Origin of the sequence: Halorubrum trapanicum (assembly GCF_017873555.1) — an archaeon.
Classification (GTDB): domain Archaea; phylum Halobacteriota; class Halobacteria; order Halobacteriales; family Haloferacaceae; genus Halorubrum; species Halorubrum trapanicum.
On record NZ_JAGGKE010000009.1, the window covers coordinates 73,398 to 94,156 of the forward strand.

23 protein-coding genes are annotated in these 20,759 nt (G+C 69.9%); 9 read left to right on the top strand and 14 right to left on the bottom strand.

Annotated features, from left to right (window positions below; genetic code table 11):
• Window positions 1-5 precede the first annotated feature (5 nt).
• On the top strand, window positions 6-176 hold the full coding sequence (locus tag J2744_RS10885) for a hypothetical protein (protein ID WP_210113382.1): 171 nt from the start codon (window positions 6-8) through the stop codon (window positions 174-176).
• A gap of 52 nt (window positions 177-228) precedes the next feature.
• Here J2744_RS10885 and J2744_RS10890 read toward each other — a convergent pair whose 3' ends face one another.
• The gene (locus J2744_RS10890; RefSeq protein ID WP_210113383.1) at window positions 229-450 is read right to left on the bottom strand and encodes a hypothetical protein; all 222 of its coding nucleotides are present in this window, start codon (window positions 448-450) and stop codon (window positions 229-231) included.
• 144 nt (window positions 451-594) lie between these two features.
• Here J2744_RS10890 and J2744_RS10895 point away from each other — a divergent pair, with 144 nt between their 5' ends.
• On the top strand, window positions 595-1,443 hold the full coding sequence (locus J2744_RS10895; RefSeq protein ID WP_210113384.1) for an SDR family NAD(P)-dependent oxidoreductase: 849 nt from the start codon (window positions 595-597) through the stop codon (window positions 1,441-1,443).
• A 32-nt stretch (window positions 1,444-1,475) separates the two neighbouring features.
• On the opposite strand, the gene J2744_RS10900 is transcribed toward J2744_RS10895, so the two are convergent.
• Complete coding sequence (locus tag J2744_RS10900) at window positions 1,476-2,081, bottom strand: PadR family transcriptional regulator (protein ID WP_210113385.1); 606 nt, start codon at window positions 2,079-2,081, stop codon at window positions 1,476-1,478.
• Window positions 2,082-2,231: 150 nt separating this feature from the next.
• Here J2744_RS10900 and J2744_RS10905 point away from each other — a divergent pair, with 150 nt between their 5' ends.
• From J2744_RS10905 to J2744_RS10920, 4 genes are all read left to right on the top strand, one after another.
• Window positions 2,232-3,884, top strand: coding sequence for a heme-binding protein (locus J2744_RS10905; RefSeq protein WP_210113386.1), 1,653 nt, complete (start codon window positions 2,232-2,234; stop codon window positions 3,882-3,884).
• A 518-nt stretch (window positions 3,885-4,402) separates the two neighbouring features.
• Window positions 4,403-4,867: a universal stress protein gene (locus J2744_RS10910; protein ID WP_210113387.1), complete on the top strand. Its 465-nt coding sequence runs from the start codon at window positions 4,403-4,405 to the stop codon at window positions 4,865-4,867.
• Window positions 4,868-4,942: 75 nt separating this feature from the next.
• Entirely contained in the window at window positions 4,943-6,205 is a 1,263-nt protein-coding gene (locus tag J2744_RS10915; protein ID WP_210113388.1) for a DHH family phosphoesterase, read from the top strand.
• 86 nt (window positions 6,206-6,291) lie between these two features.
• Window positions 6,292-7,311 (top strand): carbohydrate kinase family protein, encoded by a 1,020-nt coding sequence (locus J2744_RS10920; protein ID WP_210113389.1) that lies wholly within the window; start codon window positions 6,292-6,294, stop codon window positions 7,309-7,311.
• Between the two features lie 34 nt (window positions 7,312-7,345).
• Here the strand turns inward: J2744_RS10920 and J2744_RS10925 are convergent, their stop codons facing one another.
• The 4 genes from J2744_RS10925 to J2744_RS10940 all read right to left on the bottom strand — a co-directional run bounded on the left by J2744_RS10925 (window position 7,346) and on the right by J2744_RS10940 (window position 10,061).
• Window positions 7,346-8,248 (bottom strand): DUF106 domain-containing protein, encoded by a 903-nt coding sequence (locus J2744_RS10925; protein ID WP_210113390.1) that lies wholly within the window; start codon window positions 8,246-8,248, stop codon window positions 7,346-7,348.
• A gap of 120 nt (window positions 8,249-8,368) precedes the next feature.
• A complete protein-coding gene (locus J2744_RS10930) occupies window positions 8,369-8,992 on the bottom strand; it encodes an adenylate kinase (protein ID WP_210113391.1) in 624 nt (207 codons plus the stop codon).
• 50 nt (window positions 8,993-9,042) lie between these two features.
• A complete protein-coding gene (locus J2744_RS10935; RefSeq protein WP_210113392.1) occupies window positions 9,043-9,696 on the bottom strand; it encodes a GNAT family N-acetyltransferase in 654 nt (217 codons plus the stop codon).
• Window positions 9,693-10,061 (bottom strand): universal stress protein, encoded by a 369-nt coding sequence (locus J2744_RS10940; RefSeq protein ID WP_210113393.1) that lies wholly within the window; start codon window positions 10,059-10,061, stop codon window positions 9,693-9,695. Before J2744_RS10940 ends, J2744_RS10935 begins: the two co-directional genes overlap by 4 nt.
• Before the next feature lie 90 nt (window positions 10,062-10,151).
• Here J2744_RS10940 and J2744_RS10945 point away from each other — a divergent pair, with 90 nt between their 5' ends.
• Window positions 10,152-10,898 carry a DUF5806 family protein gene (locus J2744_RS10945; RefSeq protein WP_210113394.1) on the top strand — a complete coding sequence of 249 codons (747 nt, stop codon included), beginning with the start codon at window positions 10,152-10,154 and terminating at the stop codon, window positions 10,896-10,898.
• A 2-nt stretch (window positions 10,899-10,900) separates the two neighbouring features.
• Window positions 10,901-12,634 (top strand): ATP-binding protein, encoded by a 1,734-nt coding sequence (locus J2744_RS10950; RefSeq protein WP_210113395.1) that lies wholly within the window; start codon window positions 10,901-10,903, stop codon window positions 12,632-12,634.
• Window positions 12,635-12,641: 7 nt separating this feature from the next.
• Here J2744_RS10950 and J2744_RS10955 read toward each other — a convergent pair whose 3' ends face one another.
• The 8 genes from J2744_RS10955 to glyA form a co-directional block, all read right to left on the bottom strand.
• Window positions 12,642-14,363: an aldehyde ferredoxin oxidoreductase family protein gene (locus J2744_RS10955; protein WP_210113396.1), complete on the bottom strand. Its 1,722-nt coding sequence runs from the start codon at window positions 14,361-14,363 to the stop codon at window positions 12,642-12,644.
• A gap of 550 nt (window positions 14,364-14,913) precedes the next feature.
• Window positions 14,914-15,342, bottom strand: a complete 429-nt coding sequence (locus J2744_RS10960) for a type II toxin-antitoxin system VapC family toxin (protein ID WP_210113397.1) — start codon at window positions 15,340-15,342, stop codon at window positions 14,914-14,916.
• Window positions 15,342-15,587, bottom strand: a complete 246-nt coding sequence (locus J2744_RS10965; RefSeq protein WP_017343986.1) for an AbrB/MazE/SpoVT family DNA-binding domain-containing protein — start codon at window positions 15,585-15,587, stop codon at window positions 15,342-15,344. The genes J2744_RS10960 and J2744_RS10965 overlap by 1 nt, the downstream gene beginning before the upstream one ends.
• Before the next feature lie 90 nt (window positions 15,588-15,677).
• A complete protein-coding gene (locus tag J2744_RS10970; protein WP_210113398.1) occupies window positions 15,678-16,205 on the bottom strand; it encodes a metallophosphoesterase in 528 nt (175 codons plus the stop codon).
• A 55-nt stretch (window positions 16,206-16,260) separates the two neighbouring features.
• Window positions 16,261-17,262, bottom strand: a complete 1,002-nt coding sequence (locus J2744_RS10975; protein ID WP_210113399.1) for an ornithine cyclodeaminase family protein — start codon at window positions 17,260-17,262, stop codon at window positions 16,261-16,263.
• Window positions 17,263-17,320: 58 nt separating this feature from the next.
• Window positions 17,321-17,566: a hypothetical protein gene (locus J2744_RS10980; RefSeq protein WP_210113400.1), complete on the bottom strand. Its 246-nt coding sequence runs from the start codon at window positions 17,564-17,566 to the stop codon at window positions 17,321-17,323.
• Window positions 17,567-17,756: 190 nt separating this feature from the next.
• Window positions 17,757-18,167 carry a DUF3054 domain-containing protein gene (locus J2744_RS10985; protein WP_210113401.1) on the bottom strand — a complete coding sequence of 137 codons (411 nt, stop codon included), beginning with the start codon at window positions 18,165-18,167 and terminating at the stop codon, window positions 17,757-17,759.
• 94 nt (window positions 18,168-18,261) lie between these two features.
• Window positions 18,262-19,509: a serine hydroxymethyltransferase gene (glyA, locus tag J2744_RS10990; protein WP_210113402.1), complete on the bottom strand. Its 1,248-nt coding sequence runs from the start codon at window positions 19,507-19,509 to the stop codon at window positions 18,262-18,264.
• Window positions 19,510-19,794: 285 nt separating this feature from the next.
• On the opposite strand from glyA, the gene tbsP reads away from it, so the two are divergent.
• Window positions 19,795-20,616 (top strand): transcriptional regulator TbsP, encoded by an 822-nt coding sequence (gene tbsP, locus J2744_RS10995; protein WP_210113403.1) that lies wholly within the window; start codon window positions 19,795-19,797, stop codon window positions 20,614-20,616.
• Window positions 20,617-20,759: the final 143 nt, after the last annotated feature.

A 20,759-nucleotide genomic window follows, 5' to 3' on the forward strand; every position in this document is an offset into this window, starting at 1 on the left:
TTCGTATGACCGACGAGGCGACCGACGCGGCGGTGGAGCGCTTTCTCGATCGAGCGGCGGCCGCGCTCGACGACTACGACGAGGGGTACGCCGACGCGGACGCGACGCTGGCGACGCTGCGCACCCACGTCGACGAGCTATCCGCGAGCGTCGAGGAAACCGACGAGGAAGAGTAGCGCGGCGAGAAATTGCGGTCGTCGTCAGACGGCGGCGATCTGACTGAAACGGTCACCCCTCCTCTGCCGCCTCCTCGTCGAACAGGCCCAGATCCTCGGCGACGAGGTCGGCGAGGCGGTCCTTGATCGCCGGGTCGACCTCCGCGACGGACTCGCCGTCGTGTTTCTGGGCGTTGTGTTTGTCGAGCGCGTCCGCGAGGTCGTCGAGGGGGACGCGGGTCTCCGTCTCGCACTCGTCGCACACGATCGGGACGGACGGCTCGTCGGTGGACATTGTCCAGACGATCACCCGTGGCGGATATATGCCTTCGGGCGTCGGGCCGGATTCGCCGGGATGATCCGACCCGAGATCCCGATCCCTCGCCCGCCGACGCACCGAACCGCCACCGTCTACTGACCCCGTCGCGAATTTTCGGCCATGTACGTTCTCGTGACGGGGGGCGCGGGCGGGATCGGCGGCGGGGTCGCGCGCTCGCTCGCGGCCGCCGGCCACGACGTGCTCGGCGTCGACCGCGACGCGGACGGGCTGTCCGACCTGCCCGACGCGGTCGAGACCGCCGTCGTGGACCTCCGCGACGAGGCCGCCATCCGCGGTCTGCTCGCGGACCGCCCGCTCGACGCGGTCGTCTCCTGCGTCGGCGGCTACGAGATCGCGGCCGTCGAGGACACCGCCGCCGAGGCGTTCCGACGACAGCTGGAGACGAACCTGACGGCGGTCCACGCGACCGTCGCCGCGGCGCTCCCGACGCTGCGCGAGCGCGGCGGGCGGGTCGTGGTCGTCGGGTCGATGGCCGGATCGGTGGCGCTGCCGTACCACGGCGCGTACAGCGCCGCGAAGGCCGGACTCGACGGCTACGCCGACTCGCTCCGCCGAGAGGTCGCGCCCCGCGGGGTCGACGTCGCGCTGGTCGAACCGGGTCCCGTTCCGACCGGCTTCAACGAGCGGGCCGCGGCGGCGGGCGAAGGGGGGAGCAGCGAGGGACCGAGCGACGAGGGGCCGAGCGACGAGGGGCCGAGCGACGAGGGACCCTACGCGGACGTCTACCGCGAGTTCGAGGGGTACTCGCCGGCCGCCACTGACGTCGAGACGGTCGTCGAGCGCGTGGTGACCGCGACGACCGCGGAGCGGCCGCGGACTCGCTACCGGGTGAGCCGACGGGCGCGATGGCTGCCGAGACTCGCGCGCGTGCTCCCCGATCGACTGTACGACCGGCTCGTTCGGGCGGGACTCCCCGGCGGACTCCTGTGGCGGTTGCTCCACCGGTGAGGGCCAGTTCCACCGGCGAGGGACCGCGCGGCTCAGTCGTCCGCCGCGCCGGACGAGGTCCCCTCCGGCTCCTCGGCGCCGTCGGCCATCTCGGTCTCGGACGAATCGGGGTCCGTCCCGTCCGGGTCGGTCCCGTCCGCCTCGTCGTAGAACTCCTCGGGCGAGGCGTCGATCCGCTCGAACTCGCCGAAGTCGCGCTCGTGGTGCCGGATGATCTGTTCGACGATCCACGCGCTGTAGCGCTCGGAGTACCCCCAGTCGCCCTCGGCGTCGTCGACCTCGAACCGGTCGTCGGTGGCGAGCGCGGCGTACAGGTGATAGAAGCCGAGGACCACGTCGCCGAAGTCCTCCGCCTCGCCGCCGATCTCGCGGCGCTTCTCAGCCAGCTCCTCGCGGCCCGCGTCGGTGAGCGCGAAGTACTTGCGGTCCGGCTCGTCGGCGCGCTCGACGCGCTCCGCGACGCCCTCCTCCTCGAACTTGTAGAGGATGGGGTAGACGGAGCCGTAGGAGGGCTCCCAGTGCCCGCCGCTTATCTCCGTGATCTCGCCGAGCAGCTCGTACCCGTACCGGGGGCGCTCGTCGAGCAGCTCCAACACGAGATACGAGATCAGTCCTTTCGGCGGGCCGCTTTTCCGCATCGTTCCCACCTTTCAGGGTCGCGCTGAAAGGGTTTCGGTCACGGCGACGAGGGGATCAATTTCCGGCGCGCGGAACCCGCGACCGTGGTCCCCTTTCCGGCGCGCGGGATAACCCGCAAACCCCTAAGTCGCGGGGACCAAACCCGGCGTATGGTCGAGGCTCCACAGACCGCCGAAGGGTGGTTCTCGCTACACGACTTCCGCTCGATCGACTGGGACGCCTGGCGCGAGGCGCCCGAGTCCGAGCGACGACGAGCGATCGAGGAGGGCGAAGCCTTCCTGAAACACCGCGAACTGGTCGCCGACGCCGACGCGGGCGAGTCGGCGCTGTTCTCCGTGCTCGGGCACAAGGCCGACCTCATGTTCCTCCACTTCCGGCCGTCGCTCGACGATCTGTCCGCCATCGAGCGCCGCTTCGAGGACACCGCGCTCGCGGAGTTCACCGAACGGGAGACCTCGTACGTCTCCGTCACCGAGGTGTCCGGGTACGTCTCCGACGACTACTTCGAGGAGGGCGCGGACGCCGTCGACGAGGGGCTGCGCCGGTACATCGAGGGGAAGCTGAAGCCGGAGATCCCCGACGACGAGTACGTCAGCTTCTACCCGATGAGCAAGCGCCGCGGCGAGGAGCACAACTGGTACGACCTCGAGTTCGAGGAGCGCGCCGACCTGATGGCCGGCCACGGCGAGGTGGGCAAGGAGTACGCCGGGAAGATCAAGCAGGTGATCGCCTCCTCCGTCGGCTTCGACGACCACGAGTGGGGCGTCACGCTGTTCGGGTCCGACCCGACCGACATCAAGGACATCGTCTACGAGATGCGGTTCGACCCCGCCTCCTCGCGGTACGGCGAGTTCGGGGACTTCTACGTCGGCCGCCGGTTCCCGCCGCGCGACCTCGACGCGTTCCTCGCGGGCGAGACGGTCCCGACCGGGCGCGAGCCCGAGGCGGACAGCGCCGGCCACCCCCACGGCGGGAGCGGTCACGGTGAGGGCGGCGGTCACGGCGAGGGCGGGAGCGGCCACGGAGAGGGCGGCGGCCATCACGGCGACGACGGGCACGGACACGGCGAAGGGCACGACCACTCGGGCGCGAGCGGCGGCTCCGCCCACGGCGACCACCCGCACGGCGAGGAGGAGACCGGCGGCGAGGGCGACCATCCCCACGGTGAGGGCGACGGACACGGCGAGGAGGACGGTCACGGCGGCGACGGGGGCGCGGACGAGGACATCCGCGGCGAGCTCGCCGACCTCGACATCTACGCCGGGAAGCCCCACGGCGAGGACGTGTACGCCACCGTGCTGTACAGCGAGGCCGACACCGAGGAGCTGTTCGACGAGGTCGAGGGGCTCCGCGGCAACTTCGACCACTACGGCACCCACGTGAAGACCGCGGTGTACGAGGGGCGCCACACCGACCGCGCCGCGGTCGTCTCCATCTGGGACACCGCGTCGGCGGCCGAGACGGCGGCCGGGTTCCTCTCGGAGCTGCCCGACATCGTCGCCCGCGCCGGCGAGGAGTCCGGCTTCGGGACGATGGGCATGTTCTACACGGTCAAGCCCGACTACCAGTCGGAGTTCGTCGACACCTTCGACGACGTCGGCGGCCTGCTCGCCGAGATGGACGGCCACGTCGAGACCGACCTGATGGTGAACGTCGAAGACGAGAACGACATGTTCATCGCCAGCCAGTGGAACGCGAAGGAGGACGCGATGGCCTTCTTCCGCTCCGACGAGTTCTCCGAGACCGTCGAATGGGGCCGCGACGTGCTCGCCGACCGACCGCGGCACGTCTTCTTAGCGTAACGCGTCCTGACGCGCGAGAGATTTTTATAAATAGTCGGCAGCGAACCGGCGGCACAGACCGCCAAAGCCCCAGCCGCTCGCTTATAAATAACAGACGATAGATCGACGACGAACACTGCCAAAGCCCCAGCCGGGAGGACTCGCGCGACTCGCTGTCGTTCGAAAGGCGCTTCGCGCCTTTCGTGATGACGAGAGAGCGAAGCTCTCTCGAACCACGCGCCTCGCTCGCTACGCTCGCTTCGGTGCTTACGTCGTCGGGCTTCGTCCTCCCGGCCGCCCCTTTTGAGTCCCGCCCCGCACAGCACCGCACCTCACACCTCCCCAGCCTCGTCGGCCTCCCTCCGGTCGGCCGACTCCCTCGCGCGTGCTCCTCGCGCCCGCTGGGCGCTCGGAGGCACGCGCCACCGCCCCGTCCCGTCATTTATAAATAGAATCGTCGTCGCATTCGCGCCGCTTCGTGTCGTGTCCCCCTCCGCCGACCGCCGGGTTTTAGGTATCGTTGCGGCGAACGAGGGTCCATGTTCGACACCATCGTGGTCGCGACCGACGGCTCCGACAGCGTCCAACGGGCCGTCTCGGTCGCGGTCGACGTGGCGGCGCGGTTCGACGCCGAGGTCCACGCGGTGTACGTCGTCGACGCCGGCGAGGTGGAGTCGTCTCCCGACAGGGTTCGCGACGACCTCCGCGACGCGCTCGACGACCAGGGGCGCGACGCGCTCGACCGCGTCGCGGACGCGGCCCGCGACCGCGACGCCGACCTCGACGTGACGATCGAGGTCCGCGAGGGACGCCCGGCCTCCGAAATCGACGCGTACGCCCGCGACGTGGACGCAGACATCGTCGCGATGGGGACTCGGGGGCGCCACGGCGAGAACCGCTTCCTCATCGGCTCCGTCGCCGAGCGCGTCGTCCGGACCTGCCCGATCCCGGTGTTGACGGTGCGACAGCTGACCGAGGAGGACCCGCGGCGCACGACGATCTGAGCGCCGCGAGGGCGACGTACCCGCTGCCCGCCGCGAGAGCGGCGGAGTTTTCCGGCTGCCGCCCGCCTCGACGGTATGGACGACGACCTCATCGAGACGGGGGACGCCCCCCGGTCGCGGTACACGAAGCTGCCGGGGAAGGGATTCTTCTACCCCGACTCGCTGGACGACGAACGCGCGGAGCGACGGGCGAGGGAGGCGATCGAGGGCAGCGAGGCGGTCGTGATCGCCGACGGCGACGCCGACGGCCTCGCCTGCGCCGCGATGATCCGCGAGGCGTACGACGCCGCGCTCGACGTCGCGCCCTTCGAGGACGCCATCGCCGCGCGGCTTGCCGACGACGACGAGTCGGGCGACGCGGCCGAGGAATCCGATGAGGAACGCGAGGACGACCCCCTCGCGGACGCCCACGTCGAGTCGCCGGTCGGGCTGCTCTCCGCGGGCCCGTACTCGATCGACACCGCGCTCGAACGCGTCGACGCCTACGCCGACGACGGGATCGATCTCTTCGTCTGTGACCTCTGTCCCGACGACTACGAGTGGATCGCCGAGCCGCTGGCGGCGCTCGCGGAGTCGACCGATTCGATCCGCTGGTTCGACCACCACCAGTGGGACGACGAGACCGCCGCCGCGGTCCGCGAGGCGGGCGTCGACCTCGTCGTCGGCGACTCCGACGAGGAGTGTACCGCCGACGTGACGCTCCGGTCGCTCGATCACGCGTTCGACGAGCGCTGGACCGAACTCGCCGAAGTCACCCGGGACCACGACCTCTGGATCAAGGAGGACCCGCGCTCCGAGGACCTCGCCGACTACTCCTACTGGGCCGGCGCCGAGGAGTACGCCGCGGTCATCGGCGCGTACGGCGTCGACCTCCCCGAGACGGTGCGGTCGTTCGTCGATGCGCGCCGGGTCGAGAAGGAGGCCAGAATCGACATCGCGGTCGACCGCGCGGTCACCCACGAAGTCGGCGACTGGCGCGTCGCTGTCACCTACGGTCGCTGCTCGCAGAACGAGGTCGCGGAGCGGCTCCGCGAGGCGGGCGCCGACGCCGCCGTGATCGTCAAGCCCGCGGGGTCCGCATCCATCCGCGGCTCCGACGACTTCCGACACGCCCACGAGGTCGCCGGCCGGGTGAACGGCGGCGGCCACCCGCAGGCCGCGGGCTGCAAGCCCGACATCTACGACGACATGCTCGATTACGCCCACCACTGGAGCACCGAGGGGCAGGCGTGCAAGCGCGTCATCCTCGCGGCGTTCGAGGCGGTCGCCGAGGAGGTCGACGCCGAGGAGATCGACGCCGAGGAGATCGACGCCGCCGAGACCGCGACGGGCGAGTAGGCGACGCGACCGCGACGGGCGAGTCGGGACCGCGGCCGCGCTCCCGATCCGTACCTTCATACGACTCGACCGCGCTCCTCCGCCCGATGGCGGACATCTTCGTGGCCGGAGAGACGCTCGTCGACTTCGTGCCGGACTCGGGCGCGACGCTGCGCGAGGTCGACGGCTACACGCACCGCCCCGGCGGCGCGCCCGCGAACGTCGCTGTCGGGCTGGCGCGGCTCGGCTCACCGCCCGCGTTCTGGACGCGGCTCGGCGACGACTCCTTCGGCGAGTTCCTCGCGGAGACGCTCGCGGCCGAGGGGATCCCGGAGACCCACGTCGAGCGCGTCGACGGGAAGACGACGCTCGCGGTGGTGTCGCCGCCCGGCGCGGCGGGGCCGCGGTTCGGCTTCTACGGCTCCCGAGACGTGACGTTCGGGTTCGACCCGGAGTCGGTGCCGACCGACGCGCTGACGGCGGAGGGTACCGCGGAATCGACCGAGAGACCGACGGATCCGCCGTGGGTCCACCTCGGCGGCGTGGCGCTGACGCACCCGGGCGGCCGAGCGGCGACCCGCGAACTGCTCTCGGCGGCGACCGCCGCCGGCCGTCCGGTCTCGTTCGACGTGAACTACCGCTCGGATCTGGTCCCGGACGGCGCGGAGGCGGCGGTGTCGACCGCGGTCCGCGAGGCGGTCGCCGAGAGCGACGTGGTGCTGTGTAGCGACGAGGACGTCGCGGCGGCCGGACTGTCGACCAACGACGGGGTCGAACTGGCGCGCGACCTAATCGAGTTCGGGCCGCACACCGCGGTCGTCACGACGGGCGACGAGGGCGCGCTGGCGGTCAGTTCGAACGCGGCACCGTGGGGAGCCGCGACGGTCCGACACGGCGGCTTCGCGGTCGAGGCGGTCGACGCGACCGGCGCGGGCGACGCGTTCACCGCGGGACTGCTCTCGCGGCTCGCCGGAGCGCAGGCGTCCGAAGACGGCGACGAAGAACCGCTCCGCGAGGCGCTCGCGTTCGGCAACGCGACCGCGGCGCTGTCGGTCGGGTCGGTCGGCGGTATGGGTTCGGTACCGGCGAGAGACGAGGTGAGAGCGTTCCTCGCCGAACGTGAGTGAGCGCGCGAATCGAGGGAAAAGCCGGTCGCGTCGCCTACGAGGAGGACGGCGACATCTCGATGTTGAGGCTCTTCTGGACCAGCTGGGTGAACGCCATCGAGCAGAGGAAATACCAGAGGATCCACATCTGGATCGGCCCGACGATCCCGGTGTCCCAGGTAACGCTGCCGGCGAGCGGGACGACGAGCTCCTGCGCGGCGATGTCCGGGTACGCGGAGGTCGAACCGCGGTAGCCGATCACCCAGTACATCCAGAGGAACGCGGGGATGGTGAGGAACATGATCCACACCATCGGGCGGAACTGCTCTTTGAACATGCCGAGCTGGTCGCCCATCGCCTCCATCTGCTCTTCCTGAATCTCGTCGAGCGCCTCGTCGTCGTCGCGCTCTTCGGCCTCCTTCCGGCGCTCCTGAATGTCTTTCATCCGCTCTTGGTACGCGCTCATCTTCTCCATGTCCATGAGTCCGGCCCGCAGCAGCGTCGAGTACAGCCCCGTCGCGAGCGCGACGACCATGATCACGACGTAGAAGGGGACGAGGTTCAGGAGGGGACCGAGGACGACATCGATGCCGCCCGCGACCGCGTCGCGGACCGGCCCGACGGCGTAGCCGACGAAGGCGCCGAGCGTCGCCAGCCCGGCCAGCTTGTCCCACTTCGACCAGCTGGTCGTCTCGGGCGTCTCAACGTCGCTGCCGCCAGAATCGTCTTCCATACCGGCCTCGATTTCCTCGCGGTCGGCGAGCGCGAACCCCTCGTCGCCGTCGACGAGGATCTCCTTTTCGATGAGCCGGCCCCACTGCCCGCTCGTGATCTCGTCGCGAACGTCGACCCAGCGCACCTCGCCGCCGCTGGCGCTGTCGAGGACGACTTGGATGGCGTCCCGCATCTCGCCGTCCTCGCGGACCAGCGAGCGGACCCGCCGTTCGACTTTGCTCATTAGCGGCCGATTAGCGGTCGACGGTTAAGAACCTTGTAGGATCGCGGCTCGGATCGGCTCCCGACGGCGTCGGCACGGGGCCGGGGCGCGGGACCGGGGCGATCGGCGGCCGCTCGCCGATCAGTTCTCGACGACGTCGCGGATCCGGTCGAAGACTTCGTCCGGAGTCGCCTCGCCGTCGACCTCGACGAGGACGCCCTCGTCGCGGAAGTGGTCGATGACGGGTTCGGTGTTCTCGTAGAACACTTCGAGGCGCTCGCGGGCGGTCTCCTCGGTGTCGTCGTCGCGCTGGATCAGCTCGCCGCCGCACTCGTCGCAGACGCCCGGCTCCTCGGGCGGCTGGAAGTCGACGTGGTAGTTCGCGCCGCAGTCGTCGCAGACCCGGCGGCCGGTGAGCCGGTCGACGAGGACCTCCTCGTCGACGTCGAGGAGGATCACGGCGTCGAGGTCCGTGATCGAAGAGAGGTACTCCGCCTGATCGAGGTTGCGCGGGTAGCCGTCGAGGACGAACCCGTCGGCGTCGTCGAGCGCGGCCCGAACGATCTCGTTGACGACCGGGTCGGGCACCAGCTCGCCCGCCTCCATGAACGAGCGCGGCGTGCCGTACTCCGTCTCCATGTCCTTGTTCGCGCGGAGCGCGTCGCCGGTCGTGACGTGCTCGACGCCGTACTCGTCGGCCAGCTTCGCGCTCTGTGTCCCCTTTCCGGCGCCAGGCGCCCCCAACAGCAGAATTCGATGGCTCATGGTGGAGCGGTCGCGCGCCGCCCCTAAAGACTTGAAGATTCCGGCCAACCCTACTCGTCGCCCGCGTCCGACTCGGGGCCGGCGTCGACCTCGGATTCGTCGCCGTCGACCTGGTCGGCATCGGACTCATCGGCATCGGACTCGTCGCTCCCCGCCGCCGACCCCTCGCCGTCCGCGCGGAGCCGCAGCCCCATCTCCAGTTCGAAGCTCTCGGCGTCGGAGGTCTCGAAGCCGATCTTCTTGTACAGCGAGACGGCGGCGCGGTTCCACCGCTCGACGGTGAGCCACACCTTCTCGACGCCGTTCGCCTGCCCGTGACCGAGCAGCCCGCGGATGAGGTGCGTGCCGATCCCGGCGCGCTGGTACTCCTGATGGACGAATATCGCCAGCTCGTAGGCGTCGCCGTCGGGGACGAGCGTCGCGTGGCCGGCCGCCTCGTCGCCGCACCAGGCGATCACGTTGTAGCAGTCGCCGGGGAGGATCGCGTCGAGCCACTCGCGGATGCGCTCCTCGCCGCCCGGCGGGATCCCCTGCGCGCGGTCGGCCGGGTCGAAGTCGTCGTACATCTCGACGAGCGCCTCTCGCACCTCCTCGTCCCCCTCGTACGGCCGGATCTCGATCTCGCGGTCCTCGCGGTCGGTGAACGCGGTCGGCGGCGGCGGGAACTCGTCCGCCACCGCGTCCGGGTACCCTCGGTCGCTCATCTGACCAGCGTGACCGAGGTCTTCGCGTTCAACAGGACGAACTCCGCGATCGACCCGATCGTGATCTTCCCCATCGGGCTGGTGTGGCCGCCGCCCAAGACGATCTCCTCGAACCCCTCCGTCTCGGCGATCTCGACCAATCGACTTCCCGGATCGCCCTCGACGCGTCGCACCTCGGCGGCGACTCCCGCCTCGTCGACGGCCGCTTCGGCGCGCTCGACGACCTCGTCGGGCGACACCGAGGAGTCCTCGTTGTCCACCACGGCGATCGTCAGGTCGTCGTTCGCGACCGCCGCCCGGTCGACCGTCCGGTCGAGCGCGCGGAACGAGTCGTCGCTGCCGCCGATCCCGCAGAGCACCTTCATGTGCCACCCCTCCACGCGACGGTACAAAAGTGGATCTCCGAGCGGCCGACCACCGACAAGGCTTTTGCCCGCCCGCGGGGTTTCGAACGTATGAGCGACCACACCGGTCCATCGGCCGACTCCGCCGACGGAACCGGCGATTCGGCCGCGGACCGATCCCCTCCAGGGGACGGTGACACGGACGGCGGCGCGGCCCCCGATCCGCCGTCGGACGACGAGACGACCGAGGCGGCATCGACCGACGAGCGCGGCGCGGCCGCGTCCGCGGAGGACGCGAGCACAGCCGACGACGAGACCGACGGCGACGTGCCGAGGGACGTCCGCAAGTACGAGCGGTTCAAGAAGATGGACGGGGCGCGCTACGAGCGCGTCAACGAGTTCCTCCGCGACCGGACGTACATCACGGCCCGCGAGTGGGCGATCGCGCGGCTCTGCGCCGACTTCCGCACCGAGACGGGCGTCGAGATGACGAAGATCGGCGAGAACCTCCCCGAACTGGTACCGTTCATGACCGACACGTACACCCCGCAGGCGGTCAACCAGGCGCGCTACTCCTTCGAGGAGAAGGTGACGAAGGCGGGCGCGACGTTCCTCTACGGCGCGATGTCGGGCTTCTTCACCGCCGAGGACCTCGACGAGATGATGTACGAGGTGACGGAGGTCGCGAAGTTCCTCCTCGAAGTCGAGGGCGTCGACCTCGCGGTCGCCGACGAACTGGAGGCGGAAGACAAGATCAGCGAGGTGATGCGCGACGTGCGCGCCTCCTCGGCGGATCTCCGGGGCGAGGAGGTTCGCTGCCCGGAGTGTGGGCACGTACACAAGCCGACAGAGGAGTAACGATGGACCAGTTCCCGGAGGCGCTCGACGCGACGCCGGACCCGACGCTCGTCGTCGACCGCGACGGCGTCGTCCACGCCGGAACGCCGAGCGTCGAGACGGTGTTCGGACTCGATCCGGACGGTCTCTCGGACCGCTCGATCGGCGAGGTGTTCGAGGAGCCGACGGAGTTCGGGCGGGACGGATCCGCGTCGATCACGGTCTTCGAAGCGCACTCCGGCGACTCGGGCGACCCCGACGGCACGGAAACCGGTGCCGTCCCGGGCGACGAAGCGACCGAGACGGACGAGACGAACGAGGCAACCAAGACGAACGAAACGAACGAGGCGACCAAGACGAACGAGGCGGTCGACGACGCTTCCCGACACGACGTGGCGGCGCTGGTCGACGCGGTTCGCGCGGGCGAAGCGCGGTCGCTCGCCGACGGGTTCGAACTCGTCGTGCGCCGCGACGACGGGGTTCGGGTCCCGGTCCGCGTCAGCGTCGGTCCCTTCGAACTGGACGGCGAGCGGTACGCGGTCGTCACCGCGATAGACGTCTCGAACGAGCGGACGCGGCGGCTGGCGCTCCAGCGCCGCACGGAGACGCTCGAATCGCTCCACGAGGCGACTCGAGAGCTGCTGAAGACGACCAACAGGGAGGCGGCGGCCGAGGCCGCCGTGTCGTACGTCGACGACGTTCTGGGCCACCCGATCGCCGGGATTTGGCTGTTCGACGAGCAGCGGGAGGCGCTCGAACCGATCGTCTGGACCGACACCGCCGACGCGGTCGTCGGCGAGCACCCGACGTTCGCGGCCGACGAGCGGAGCATCACCTGGGAGGTCTTCGAGAGCGGCGAGCCGACGTACGTGGCGGACGTCGGCGACGACCCCGACCGCTACAGCGACGGCTCGACGATACGCAGCGAACTCGTCGTTCCGCTCGGCCGATACGGCGTGTTGAACGTCGGCGCCACCGTGCCGAACGCCTTCGACGACTCCGATCTCGCGGTGGCGCGCATCTGGGCGGCGACGGTGACGATGGTCCTCGTCCGCATCGAGCGGGAGCGACAGCTCCGGCGGCGCGAGGCGGAGGTCGCCCGCGAGCGCGACCGACTGGAGGAGTTCGCCAGCCTCGTCTCGCACGACCTGCGAAGCCCCCTCAACGTCGCGGCCGGCAACCTCGAAATCGTCACCGAGCGGCTCGCCGACGAGTCGGTCGACGTCGCGGAGCTGGGCGCGGTGAAGCGCTCGCTGGACCGGATGGACGCGCTCATCGAGGACCTGCTCGCGCTGGCCCGCCAGGGCGCCGGTATCGACGAGACCGAACCCGTCTCGCTGGCCGACCTCGCCGCGGAGTGCTGGGAGACCGTCGACACCGAGTCGGCGACGCTCGCGGTCGAGACGGACGCCGTCGTCGCCGCGGACCGGAGCCGACTGCGGCAGGCGCTGGAGAACCTCTTCGTCAACGCGGTGACGCACGCTGGACCGGAGGTCGCCGTCACGGTCGGCGCGCTCTCCGGCGGCGACGGCTTCTACGTCGCGGACGACGGTCCCGGGATCGACCCCGCGGACCGGGAGTCGGTGTTCGAGGCGGGCGTGACCTCCGAGCCGGACGGCACCGGCTTCGGGCTGAAGATCGTCGCCGAGGTCGCCGAGGCGCACGGGTGGACGGTCGAAGCCGTCGAGAGCGAGACCGGCGGCGCCCGGTTCGAGTTCCGCGGCGTCGACGTCGAACCGGGCGCAGGGCGAGAGTGAGACCCGCTCAGTCGTCGGCGGTCGCGCGGCTCCCGGCGTCGAGTCCGTCGCCGTGGTCGGGAACCGTGCCGTCGTCGTTCCAGCCGCGGAGCGCGTAGTACTCGGAGAGCGCCGCGTCGAACCCCTCGATCGCGTCCGCGTACGGGAGGGTATCGTCGCCCCGGTCGAAGCCGCGGGCGTTGTTGAACGCGCGCTCCAGTTCCACGATTCGCGCGCCGAGCGACTGGAGCGCGTCGTAGTCGGCGTCGAGCAGCGCCGCGAGCCGGTCGTCGGTGACGGTGCCCCGAGAGAACTTACAGATCACCGCCGAGTCGAGGACCGCGTTGCGGTTCTCCTTCGCGACGAGCTTCTCGGGTTTCCCCTCCAGCCCCTCGGGGTCGAGTGCGTCGTCGGGGTCGACGAGCGGGTACTCGTAGGGGTAAAACTCTCCGTACATGTGGTCGGCGCCGCGGTTCGCGGTCGCGAACGCCAGCCCCTGCCCGTTGAGCGCGCGCCCGTCGTGGCCGGCGAACGCCATCCCCTTCACCGTCCAGTCCTCGGCGCCGAACTCCTCGTGGGCGCGGTGGACGCCCTCGGCGAGCTTGTCGCCGACGCCCTCGCGGTAGGCGATCTGCTCGACGAGCGAGCGGACCAGCCCCGCGTTGCCGAACTCGTCTTCGCTCTCTAAGAACATCGAGACGACGTCGCCACAGGAGATGGTGTCCAGCCCCAGCTCGTCGCACAGCTCGTTCGCGCGCATCACGTCGACGACGTCGTCGACGCCCGCGTTCGACCCGAACGCCATCACCGTCTCGAACTCCGGTCCCTCCGTCTCGACGCCCGTCTCCTCGTCGCGGGTGGGGAGCTTACAGGCGAACGCGCACTGCGAGCAGGTCCCCTTCTTGTACTTCTTCTCTGCGACGCGGTCGCCGGAGATGCCCTCGACGCCCTCGAAGGAGGTCTCGGCGAAGTAGTACGACGGGAGCGCGTCGACCTCGTTCGCCAGCTCCGTCACGCTCGTCGTCCCCTGCCGTTTCATGATCGAGTCGGAGGTGGCCGCCTCGCGGTGGACCTCGCCCGCCTCGTCGGGCCAGTCGAGGTCGAGTTCGGCGGCCGCCTCTCCGTCGAAGGTGAGCGCCTTCACGCCCTTCGAGCCGAGGACCGCACCCAGCCCGCCGCGGCCGAACGCCCGCGTGTCCGAGGTCATGACCGACGCGAACCGCACCGCGTTCTCGCCCGCGGGACCGATACAGGCGACGTGTTCCGGCTCCAGGTCGCGCGTCTCCGCGAACCGATCCGACACGGCCGACACCTCGGCCTCCGCCAGGTCCGGGACCGCCTCGAAGGTCACGTCCGGCTCGCCGTCCGCGCCGACCTCGCGGACGTGGACCGCGAGCAGGTCGTCGCTCGCGCCCACGAGTTCGACCGCGGCGTACCCCGCGCCGGTGAAGTTCCGCGAGAGGAACCCGCCCGCGTTCGACGAGCACAAGCCGTTCGTCAGCGGCGAGAGGCTCGTGGCGGCCATCCGTCCCGTGTAGGAGGTCGTCGAGTACTGCATCGGTCCCGTGGAGAAGTACAGCCGATTCTCGGGTCCGAGGGGGTCGGCGTCGAACGGGATCCGGTCGTACGCGAGCGACGTGTTGAGCCCGCGGCCGCCGACGAACGTCGCGAGCCGGTCGTCGATCGCCGTCGTCGACGCGGTCCGCTCCGTCAGGTCGATCGTGAGGAGCGGTCCCTGTGCGTGTCTCATGGAGACACGGAGCGAGCGAGCGGCGATAAAACTCGGGGTGGGACCGTGGTTTAAACACAGTCGGCGGCGGCGCAATTGCTTATAACTCACAATGCGGTGGCGTGTGCCGACGAGCGGCCGAAGGCCGTGAGTCGCACGCGCGAGGGAGTCTACCGGTCGGAGCAAAGCGGAGACCGGTAGACGAGGCTGGGGAGGCGTGAGGTGCGGTCTCGCGAGCGACCGAAGGGAGCGAGCGGGAGCACGGAAGTCGCAGCCCGCGCAGCGAACGAAGTGAATGAGCAGGACCGTCTTCCGGCGGTTACGGTGCTGGGCGGGACACGAAGGGGCAGCCGGGAGGACGAAGACGCGCGACGCAAGGACCGCAGGGAGCGAGTGAAACGAGCGACTGAGGACCACAGCGAGCGCATCGAGTCCTCCCGGCTGGGGCTTTGGCGGTGTCCGCCGTCGATCTGCTGGCAGCTATTTATAAGCGATCGGCTGGGGGGTTTGGCGGTGTCCTGCCCCAGGGGCATTGATGAGTTCGTGAGAAAGTCACTCACACCAAAACCCGCTAACTGAAGGGGTTGTCAGCGGTCTCCAACCGCGTAAAGCCGTCAATTACGTCGAAGTCATCATCGAAGGAGTAGAGGTACTCAATGCCCTCTCTATTCAGGTACGCGACAATGGTCGCGTCCACGAACGAGAGTTCGCTGTGTTGGCGGAAAAGCGGCTGTGCGGCGTTGAAATCCACTTTCGGGGAGTGGACAATCTCGAAATGCGCGCCCTCGATAAGCCGATCCAGCAGTCGGTTCGCGGCGTCTGCGCCGAGTTGTTCGCGAGAGAGGTTCAGTAGCTCCGCGACGACGTAGTCCGTCAGGACGGCGTTCGGCAGTTCCCCGTGGTCGATTCCGCGGACGATCTCCAGCGCGCGGTCGTGGTATTCGTCGCGGGCGCTGGCACTGGCGAAGGGGACGTTCGTGTCCAAGAGGGCGACCGCCATCACTCCCCTCCGAACTCGGCCTCCGCTTCGACGGCGTTCGTCTCGCCGGCGTCCACGGGTTCGAAATCGTCGAACACGCCCTCGCGTTGATGGACGATCTCGACCGAGAGCGCACCGTCTTCGTCTGTGGTCCACCGGAGTTTGTCACCCGGCTCGATGTCGAGTCGCTGGCGGAGGTCTGCCGGGATCGTGACCATCCCCCGATCGCTGACCGTCGTTTCTTCGGACCTCTCTTCAGTCGCCATATCGTGTTATTCCGGTTCGACTCCAATACATGTTTCTCCACATGTGGGGGAATAGGCAGTCGAAGATGCGGCTTCACCGTGCTTCTGAAGTTAATCGTCGAGAACGTAGTGCGTCACCGCGTCCGCCCCGGACTCCGCCGTCTCAAGCGTCGCGACCCGGAAGGCGTCGTCCGCGCCGTCGACCGGAATCGGAAGCCCGCCCGGATTCACGCGGACGGTCCCACCGCGCGCTTCGACGCCGTGCGCGTGGGTGTGTCCGTGGAGGACGTAGTCGTAGTCGCCGCAGTCGACGAGCGCGTCGACGACGAGGTCGCTGGTCCCGTGGGTGACCGCGACGTCGACGGCGTCCGCCGCCCTCCCGCCCTCGAACGAGAGCGCGGCGGCCTCGCCGTGGTACTCGCCGAACGCCTCGACCGTCGACTCGACCGCCCACTCCCCGTCGTTGTTCCCGCGGACCGCGTGGAAGTCGAAGTCCGCGTCGAACGGCGTCACCGAGAAGGGCGCGACGAAGTCGCCGCAGTGGACGACCGCGTCGACGCCCTCGCGCTCGAACAGCGAGACGGCCGCCTCGACCGCGGTCAGGTCGTCGTGCGTGTCGGAGACGATGCCGATCAGCATGTGCGCCGGGAGGCGGGCGCGGCACTTGAATTCCGTGCCACCGAGGGTTCTCCGCCTACTCCCCGGTCAGCGCCTCGCTCGCGGGCGCGAAGTCGATGGTCTGCCCGCGTCCCTTCTCGCTCGCGCGCTCGTACAGCATGTGCGCGGCCGCGACCGTCTCCACGCCAGTCCCGCCGGAGTCGAAGACCGTCACCTCCTCGTCGCTCGTCCGCCCGGGGTGGTCGCCGGCGACGGCCTCTCCGAGGTCGGCCGCGATGCCCTCGCCCGCCTCGATCAGGCCGGCGTCGACCGCGGCGAGGTACGACCCGGCGTCCTGCGTCGCGCGCGCTCGGAGGTCGGGGACGTACGTCGCCCGCGCGACGAGTTCGGGCGGCAGTTCGTTCTTTTCCGGGTCGTACTGTCCCATCGCCGTGACGTGGGTCCCCGGCTCCACGTCGGCGTCGTCGAGCACGGGGTCGCTCGCGGTCGTCGCGGTGATCACGACGTCGGCGCCCGCCAGCGCGTCGCTCGCGCTCGCGACCGCCGACACCTCGGCGTCGAGGCGCTCGTCGAAGTCGGCGGCGAACGACTCCCGACTTTCCGGAGTCGGGGAGAAGACGCGGACCGCCTCGAACGCGCGGACCGTCGCGGTCGCCGCGACCTGCCCGCGCGCCTGCGCGCCGCTGCCGATCACGGCGAGTTCGGTCGCGTCGTCGCGGGCGAGCGCGTCGACCGCGACCGCCCCGGCAGCGCCCGTTTTAAACGGGTTCATCGACGCGCCGTCGATCAGCGCGAGCGGCGCGCCGGAGTCGGCGTCGAACAGCGGCGTCATGAACCACGCGTCCTCCGCGCCGAAGCCGGCGGAGTAGGCGTAGCCGCCCATCGCGCCCGTCTCTGGGAGGACGGCGGCGTACGTCGTGAACATCCCCGCCGGCTCGCGGTTGAGAAGCTTCGTCCGCGGCTCCGCGGGCGCGCCCTCGCCGACCTGTCGGTAGGCGTCGCGCACGGCGGCGACGTAGTCGGCCGGCTCCGCGAGGTCGTCGACCTCGGAACTCGTGAGGAACAGGGCGTCGGTCATACCCGGCCAGTCGGGGCGCGGGGACTAAACGGTACAGGACGCGGCGATCGGTCGAGGGTCACGCGGACGACTGCCCGCCCGGTCCGGTCTCGCCTCGACCGGGACGCGACGCCTCCGCGACCGCGGAGCCGTCGTCGCTGACTGGTGCCCTGACGAACACCGCGTGGGCCATCACGGCGGCCGCCGCCGCCGCGCCCGCGGGCATCGCCGACGTCAACGACAGCCCGGCCAGAGAGAGGAGCGCGGTCACACCGATCAGCGCTGCCGGGATGAGCCCGAGGACGTAGTCGTAGTATCCAGTCATGTTTCCATCGAATACTACTCGGAAATCGGTATTAAATCTTTCCCGTGGTTCGGAGGTAGTTCGATTGTGAACACACGAATTTTACGCATAACTTATGACCGGTCCGAGACCGCGTCGACGCGATCGACGAGCTTCGCGACGAGTCGGAGAGAACGGCGGTCAGGCGCCGAGGTCGGACCGTGAAAAGCGACTACCGGAGCCGGAAGTAGAGGGCTCGCCAGCCGCCGAGCGCGACGGAGCCGGTCACAAGGATGACGGCCGCGAAGGTGAGTTCGGCGCCGCCGCGGAAGACGAACGCGCGGAGAGCGAGCCCGACGACCGCCGCGGGGATCCACGACCGAACGACGAGCGGGACCGACGACTTCGCCGTCTCGGCCGCGCCCGCGGAGTAGGCGCCGACGAGCGGCGCGATCAGGGCCCACGCGATCAGGAAGGGCGCGTACACCTCCGGCAGGTACAGCGGGTTCGCGGTCACGAACTCGACGGAGGTGTGGTTGAGCGTCCCGACGGTCAAAAGGAGGATCAACGCGATCACGTCCCCGACGGCGAGCGGCGCGGCGCCGCGGTCGAGGCGGGCGGCGAGAAACGGCGGAGCGTCCATACCGACCCGTGCGAGCCGCCCCCACTTTTACCGCACGGATTCCGCGGCGCGGGGCGGCGGCGACCGGAGCCGGTCGAGGGCGACCGCTCCGTCGTCACTCGTACAGCGGGTGCGCCTCGCAGAGCTCGACGACGCGCTCGCCGGCCTCGTAGATGACGTCCTCGCTGTCGACGTTGTCGACGACGCGGTAGATCAGGTCGCCGACCTCCTCGATGGCCTCCGCGTCGAAGCCGCGGGTCGTCAGCCCGGCGGTACCCGCCCGGATCCCCGAGGGATCGAACGGCGACCGGGTCTCGCCGGGGACCGTGTTCCCGTTGAGGACGATGTTCGCGGCCGCGAGCGCGTCCTCCGCGTCGCCGCCGGAGAGGTCCGGATGGGAGTCGCGCAGGTCGGCCAGCACGAGGTGGTTGTCCGTGCCGCCGGAGACCAGAGAGAGACCGTGCTCCTGCAGCGTCTCCGCGAGCACCTCGGCGTTGTCGACGACCTGCTGTGCGTACTCCTCGAACTCCGGCTCCAAGGCCTCCTTGAAGCCGACCGCCTTGCCGGCGACGTTGTGCATCAGCGGGCCGCCCTGCCCGCCGGGGAAGACGGCCGAGTCGACGTCGTCCGCGAACTCCTCGTCGCACATCACGATCCCGCCGCGGCCGGCGCGGATCGTCTTGTGGGTCGAGCCGGTGACGAAGTCGGCGACGCCCACCGGCGAGGGGTGGACGCCGGCCGCGACGAGGCCGGTGATGTGCGCGATGTCCGCGAGGTGGTAGGCGTCGACCGCGTCGGCGGCCGCCTGAATCCGCTCCCACTCGACGGTGCGGGGGTACGCCGAGTAGCCCGAGACGATGATGTCCGGATCGAACGACTCGGCCGCGGCGCGGAGGCCCTCGTAGTCGATGTACCCCGTCTCGGGGTCGACCTCGTACTGCTCGACGTCGTACAGCTTCCCCGTGAAGTTCGCGGGGTGACCGTGCGAGAGGTGGCCGCCGTGGTTGAGGTCCAGAGAGAGGATCTTGTCCCCCGGTTCGAGCACCGAGTAGTACACCGCCTGGTTCGCCTGCGTGCCGGAGTGGGGCTGGACGTTGACGTGGTCGGCGCCCCACAGCTCCTTCGCGCGCTCGATCGCCAGCTCCTCGACCTCGTCGGCGTACTCGCAGCCGGCGTAGTATCGCGACCCCGGATACCCCTCGGCGTACTTGTTGGTGAGGACGCTCCCCTGCGCCTCCAGCACCGCCTCGCTCACGTGGTTCTCGCTCGCGATCATCGCGAGCGTCCGCTCCTGTCTGTCGCGCTCGCCAGCCAGCGCGTCGGCGACCGCCGGGTCGACCTCCCGGACGTGCTCGTGGTCCATGTGCGAACCCGGGCGCGACCGCGCATTAATCCTTCCGTCGCCGTCGGAAGTCGCCTCGTCGCGCCCGAGGACACGCCGCCGCACCCGTCGCCGTGTCCGAGGACACGCCACCGCGCCCGTCGCCGCGTCCGTCGCCGCCCGGGGGAGAACTCCCGCTCGTCTCGTGTCGCTCTTCGATGAACAGAATATCCTATTTTCGGCCGTTTCAGCCCCGCTACGTGAGTTGTTCGCTCTCTAAATCCCGTTAATATTAAATACGCAACTGACTTTTATACGGAGAGATAAATGGTGTCGAATTTACTGGAAGCGGACGTCGAGGCGGCGCTCGAAGCGGCCTTTACCGGGGACGACGACGAGCTGCTCGTCGTGGACCCCTCGGCGGAGACGATCGTATCGCTGGTCGAGACCGCCGTCGGGCGGGACGACCTCCCGAAACTGTCGATGCTCGCGGACGAACGCACGCTCAAGGACGTGTTGGACGACTTCGTCGTCGCGTCCCGGGCCGCGGACCTCGTCGCCGACGGCGCCCTGGACCTTCGGGTGCTCGACGGCGCGGTCGACAACGCCCTGTTCGTCTCCCCGTCCCGGGTCGTCGCGCTGGTCACCGTCGGGGAGGGCGTCGCCGCGCTCTCGACCGACGACGGCGAGTTCGTCGACGAGGTGTACGAGACCCACCGGAGCGCGTTCGACGACGCGGAGGCGTACACGCTCCGCACGCCGGCGATCAGCCGAGTCCGCGAGACGCTGGAGTCCGAGATCGGCGCCGAGGCCCGCGCCGACTTCGACGCCGTGCTCGACGCGGCCGAGAGCGACGAGACCGTCGACCTCGACGAGGTGACCGTCTCGCTGCTCGTCGCGGCGAAGAACGATGTGCTCCTCTACGACATCTCCAAGTGGGGCGAAGACGTCGGTATCGCCTCGAAGGCGACGTTCTCCCGGACGAAGACCCGGCTCGAAGACCTGGGGATCATCGACACCGAAAAGGTCCCGATCGACGTCGGCCGACCGCGGCTCCGCCTGAAGCTCGGTGACGAGCGCCTCCGGGGCGTCGACGCCGAGGCGCTGGCCGCCGAGGCCGCCGAGATGATGGCCGCGACGCCCGCCTGACCGCGCGACCGAACGCTCCTCTTCGTCGTTCCCGCTCTGCTCCTCGCTCCCCCCGTTTCCCGCCGCGGTCCCGCGCGGCGCGTGCGCCGCTGCGCCGCTGCGCCGCGGACCCGCGGCTTTTTTTCGCCGCCTCGCGTCGACCG

What these genes read in the sequence shown, in the direction of transcription:
- J2744_RS10940 (WP_210113393.1), bottom strand. Translation starts at nt 10,061, where the DNA reads ATGAAGGTGCTCTGCGGGATCGGCGGCAGCGACGACTCGTTCCGCGCG.
- J2744_RS10955 (WP_210113396.1), bottom strand. Translation starts at nt 14,363, where the DNA reads ATGAGACACGCACAGGGACCGCTCCTCACGATCGACCTGACGGAGCGG.
- J2744_RS10930 (WP_210113391.1), bottom strand. Translation starts at nt 8,992, where the DNA reads ATGAGCCATCGAATTCTGCTGTTGGGGGCGCCTGGCGCCGGAAAGGGG.
- tbsP (WP_210113403.1), top strand. Translation starts at nt 19,795, where the DNA reads ATGGTGTCGAATTTACTGGAAGCGGACGTCGAGGCGGCGCTCGAAGCG.
- J2744_RS10920 (WP_210113389.1), top strand. Translation starts at nt 6,292, where the DNA reads ATGGCGGACATCTTCGTGGCCGGAGAGACGCTCGTCGACTTCGTGCCG.
- J2744_RS10945 (WP_210113394.1), top strand. Translation starts at nt 10,152, where the DNA reads ATGAGCGACCACACCGGTCCATCGGCCGACTCCGCCGACGGAACCGGC.
- J2744_RS10885 (WP_210113382.1), top strand. Translation starts at nt 6, where the DNA reads ATGACCGACGAGGCGACCGACGCGGCGGTGGAGCGCTTTCTCGATCGA.
- J2744_RS10905 (WP_210113386.1), top strand. Translation starts at nt 2,232, where the DNA reads ATGGTCGAGGCTCCACAGACCGCCGAAGGGTGGTTCTCGCTACACGAC.
- J2744_RS10985 (WP_210113401.1), bottom strand. Translation starts at nt 18,167, where the DNA reads ATGGACGCTCCGCCGTTTCTCGCCGCCCGCCTCGACCGCGGCGCCGCG.
- J2744_RS10965 (WP_017343986.1), bottom strand. Translation starts at nt 15,587, where the DNA reads ATGGCGACTGAAGAGAGGTCCGAAGAAACGACGGTCAGCGATCGGGGG.
- J2744_RS10895 (WP_210113384.1), top strand. Translation starts at nt 595, where the DNA reads ATGTACGTTCTCGTGACGGGGGGCGCGGGCGGGATCGGCGGCGGGGTC.
- J2744_RS10900 (WP_210113385.1), bottom strand. Translation starts at nt 2,081, where the DNA reads ATGCGGAAAAGCGGCCCGCCGAAAGGACTGATCTCGTATCTCGTGTTG.
- J2744_RS10925 (WP_210113390.1), bottom strand. Translation starts at nt 8,248, where the DNA reads ATGAGCAAAGTCGAACGGCGGGTCCGCTCGCTGGTCCGCGAGGACGGC.
- J2744_RS10910 (WP_210113387.1), top strand. Translation starts at nt 4,403, where the DNA reads ATGTTCGACACCATCGTGGTCGCGACCGACGGCTCCGACAGCGTCCAA.
- glyA (WP_210113402.1), bottom strand. Translation starts at nt 19,509, where the DNA reads ATGGACCACGAGCACGTCCGGGAGGTCGACCCGGCGGTCGCCGACGCG.
- J2744_RS10935 (WP_210113392.1), bottom strand. Translation starts at nt 9,696, where the DNA reads ATGAGCGACCGAGGGTACCCGGACGCGGTGGCGGACGAGTTCCCGCCG.
- J2744_RS10890 (WP_210113383.1), bottom strand. Translation starts at nt 450, where the DNA reads ATGTCCACCGACGAGCCGTCCGTCCCGATCGTGTGCGACGAGTGCGAG.
- J2744_RS10950 (WP_210113395.1), top strand. Translation starts at nt 10,901, where the DNA reads ATGGACCAGTTCCCGGAGGCGCTCGACGCGACGCCGGACCCGACGCTC.
- J2744_RS10960 (WP_210113397.1), bottom strand. Translation starts at nt 15,342, where the DNA reads ATGGCGGTCGCCCTCTTGGACACGAACGTCCCCTTCGCCAGTGCCAGC.
- J2744_RS10975 (WP_210113399.1), bottom strand. Translation starts at nt 17,262, where the DNA reads ATGACCGACGCCCTGTTCCTCACGAGTTCCGAGGTCGACGACCTCGCG.
- J2744_RS10980 (WP_210113400.1), bottom strand. Translation starts at nt 17,566, where the DNA reads ATGACTGGATACTACGACTACGTCCTCGGGCTCATCCCGGCAGCGCTG.
- J2744_RS10970 (WP_210113398.1), bottom strand. Translation starts at nt 16,205, where the DNA reads ATGCTGATCGGCATCGTCTCCGACACGCACGACGACCTGACCGCGGTC.
- J2744_RS10915 (WP_210113388.1), top strand. Translation starts at nt 4,943, where the DNA reads ATGGACGACGACCTCATCGAGACGGGGGACGCCCCCCGGTCGCGGTAC.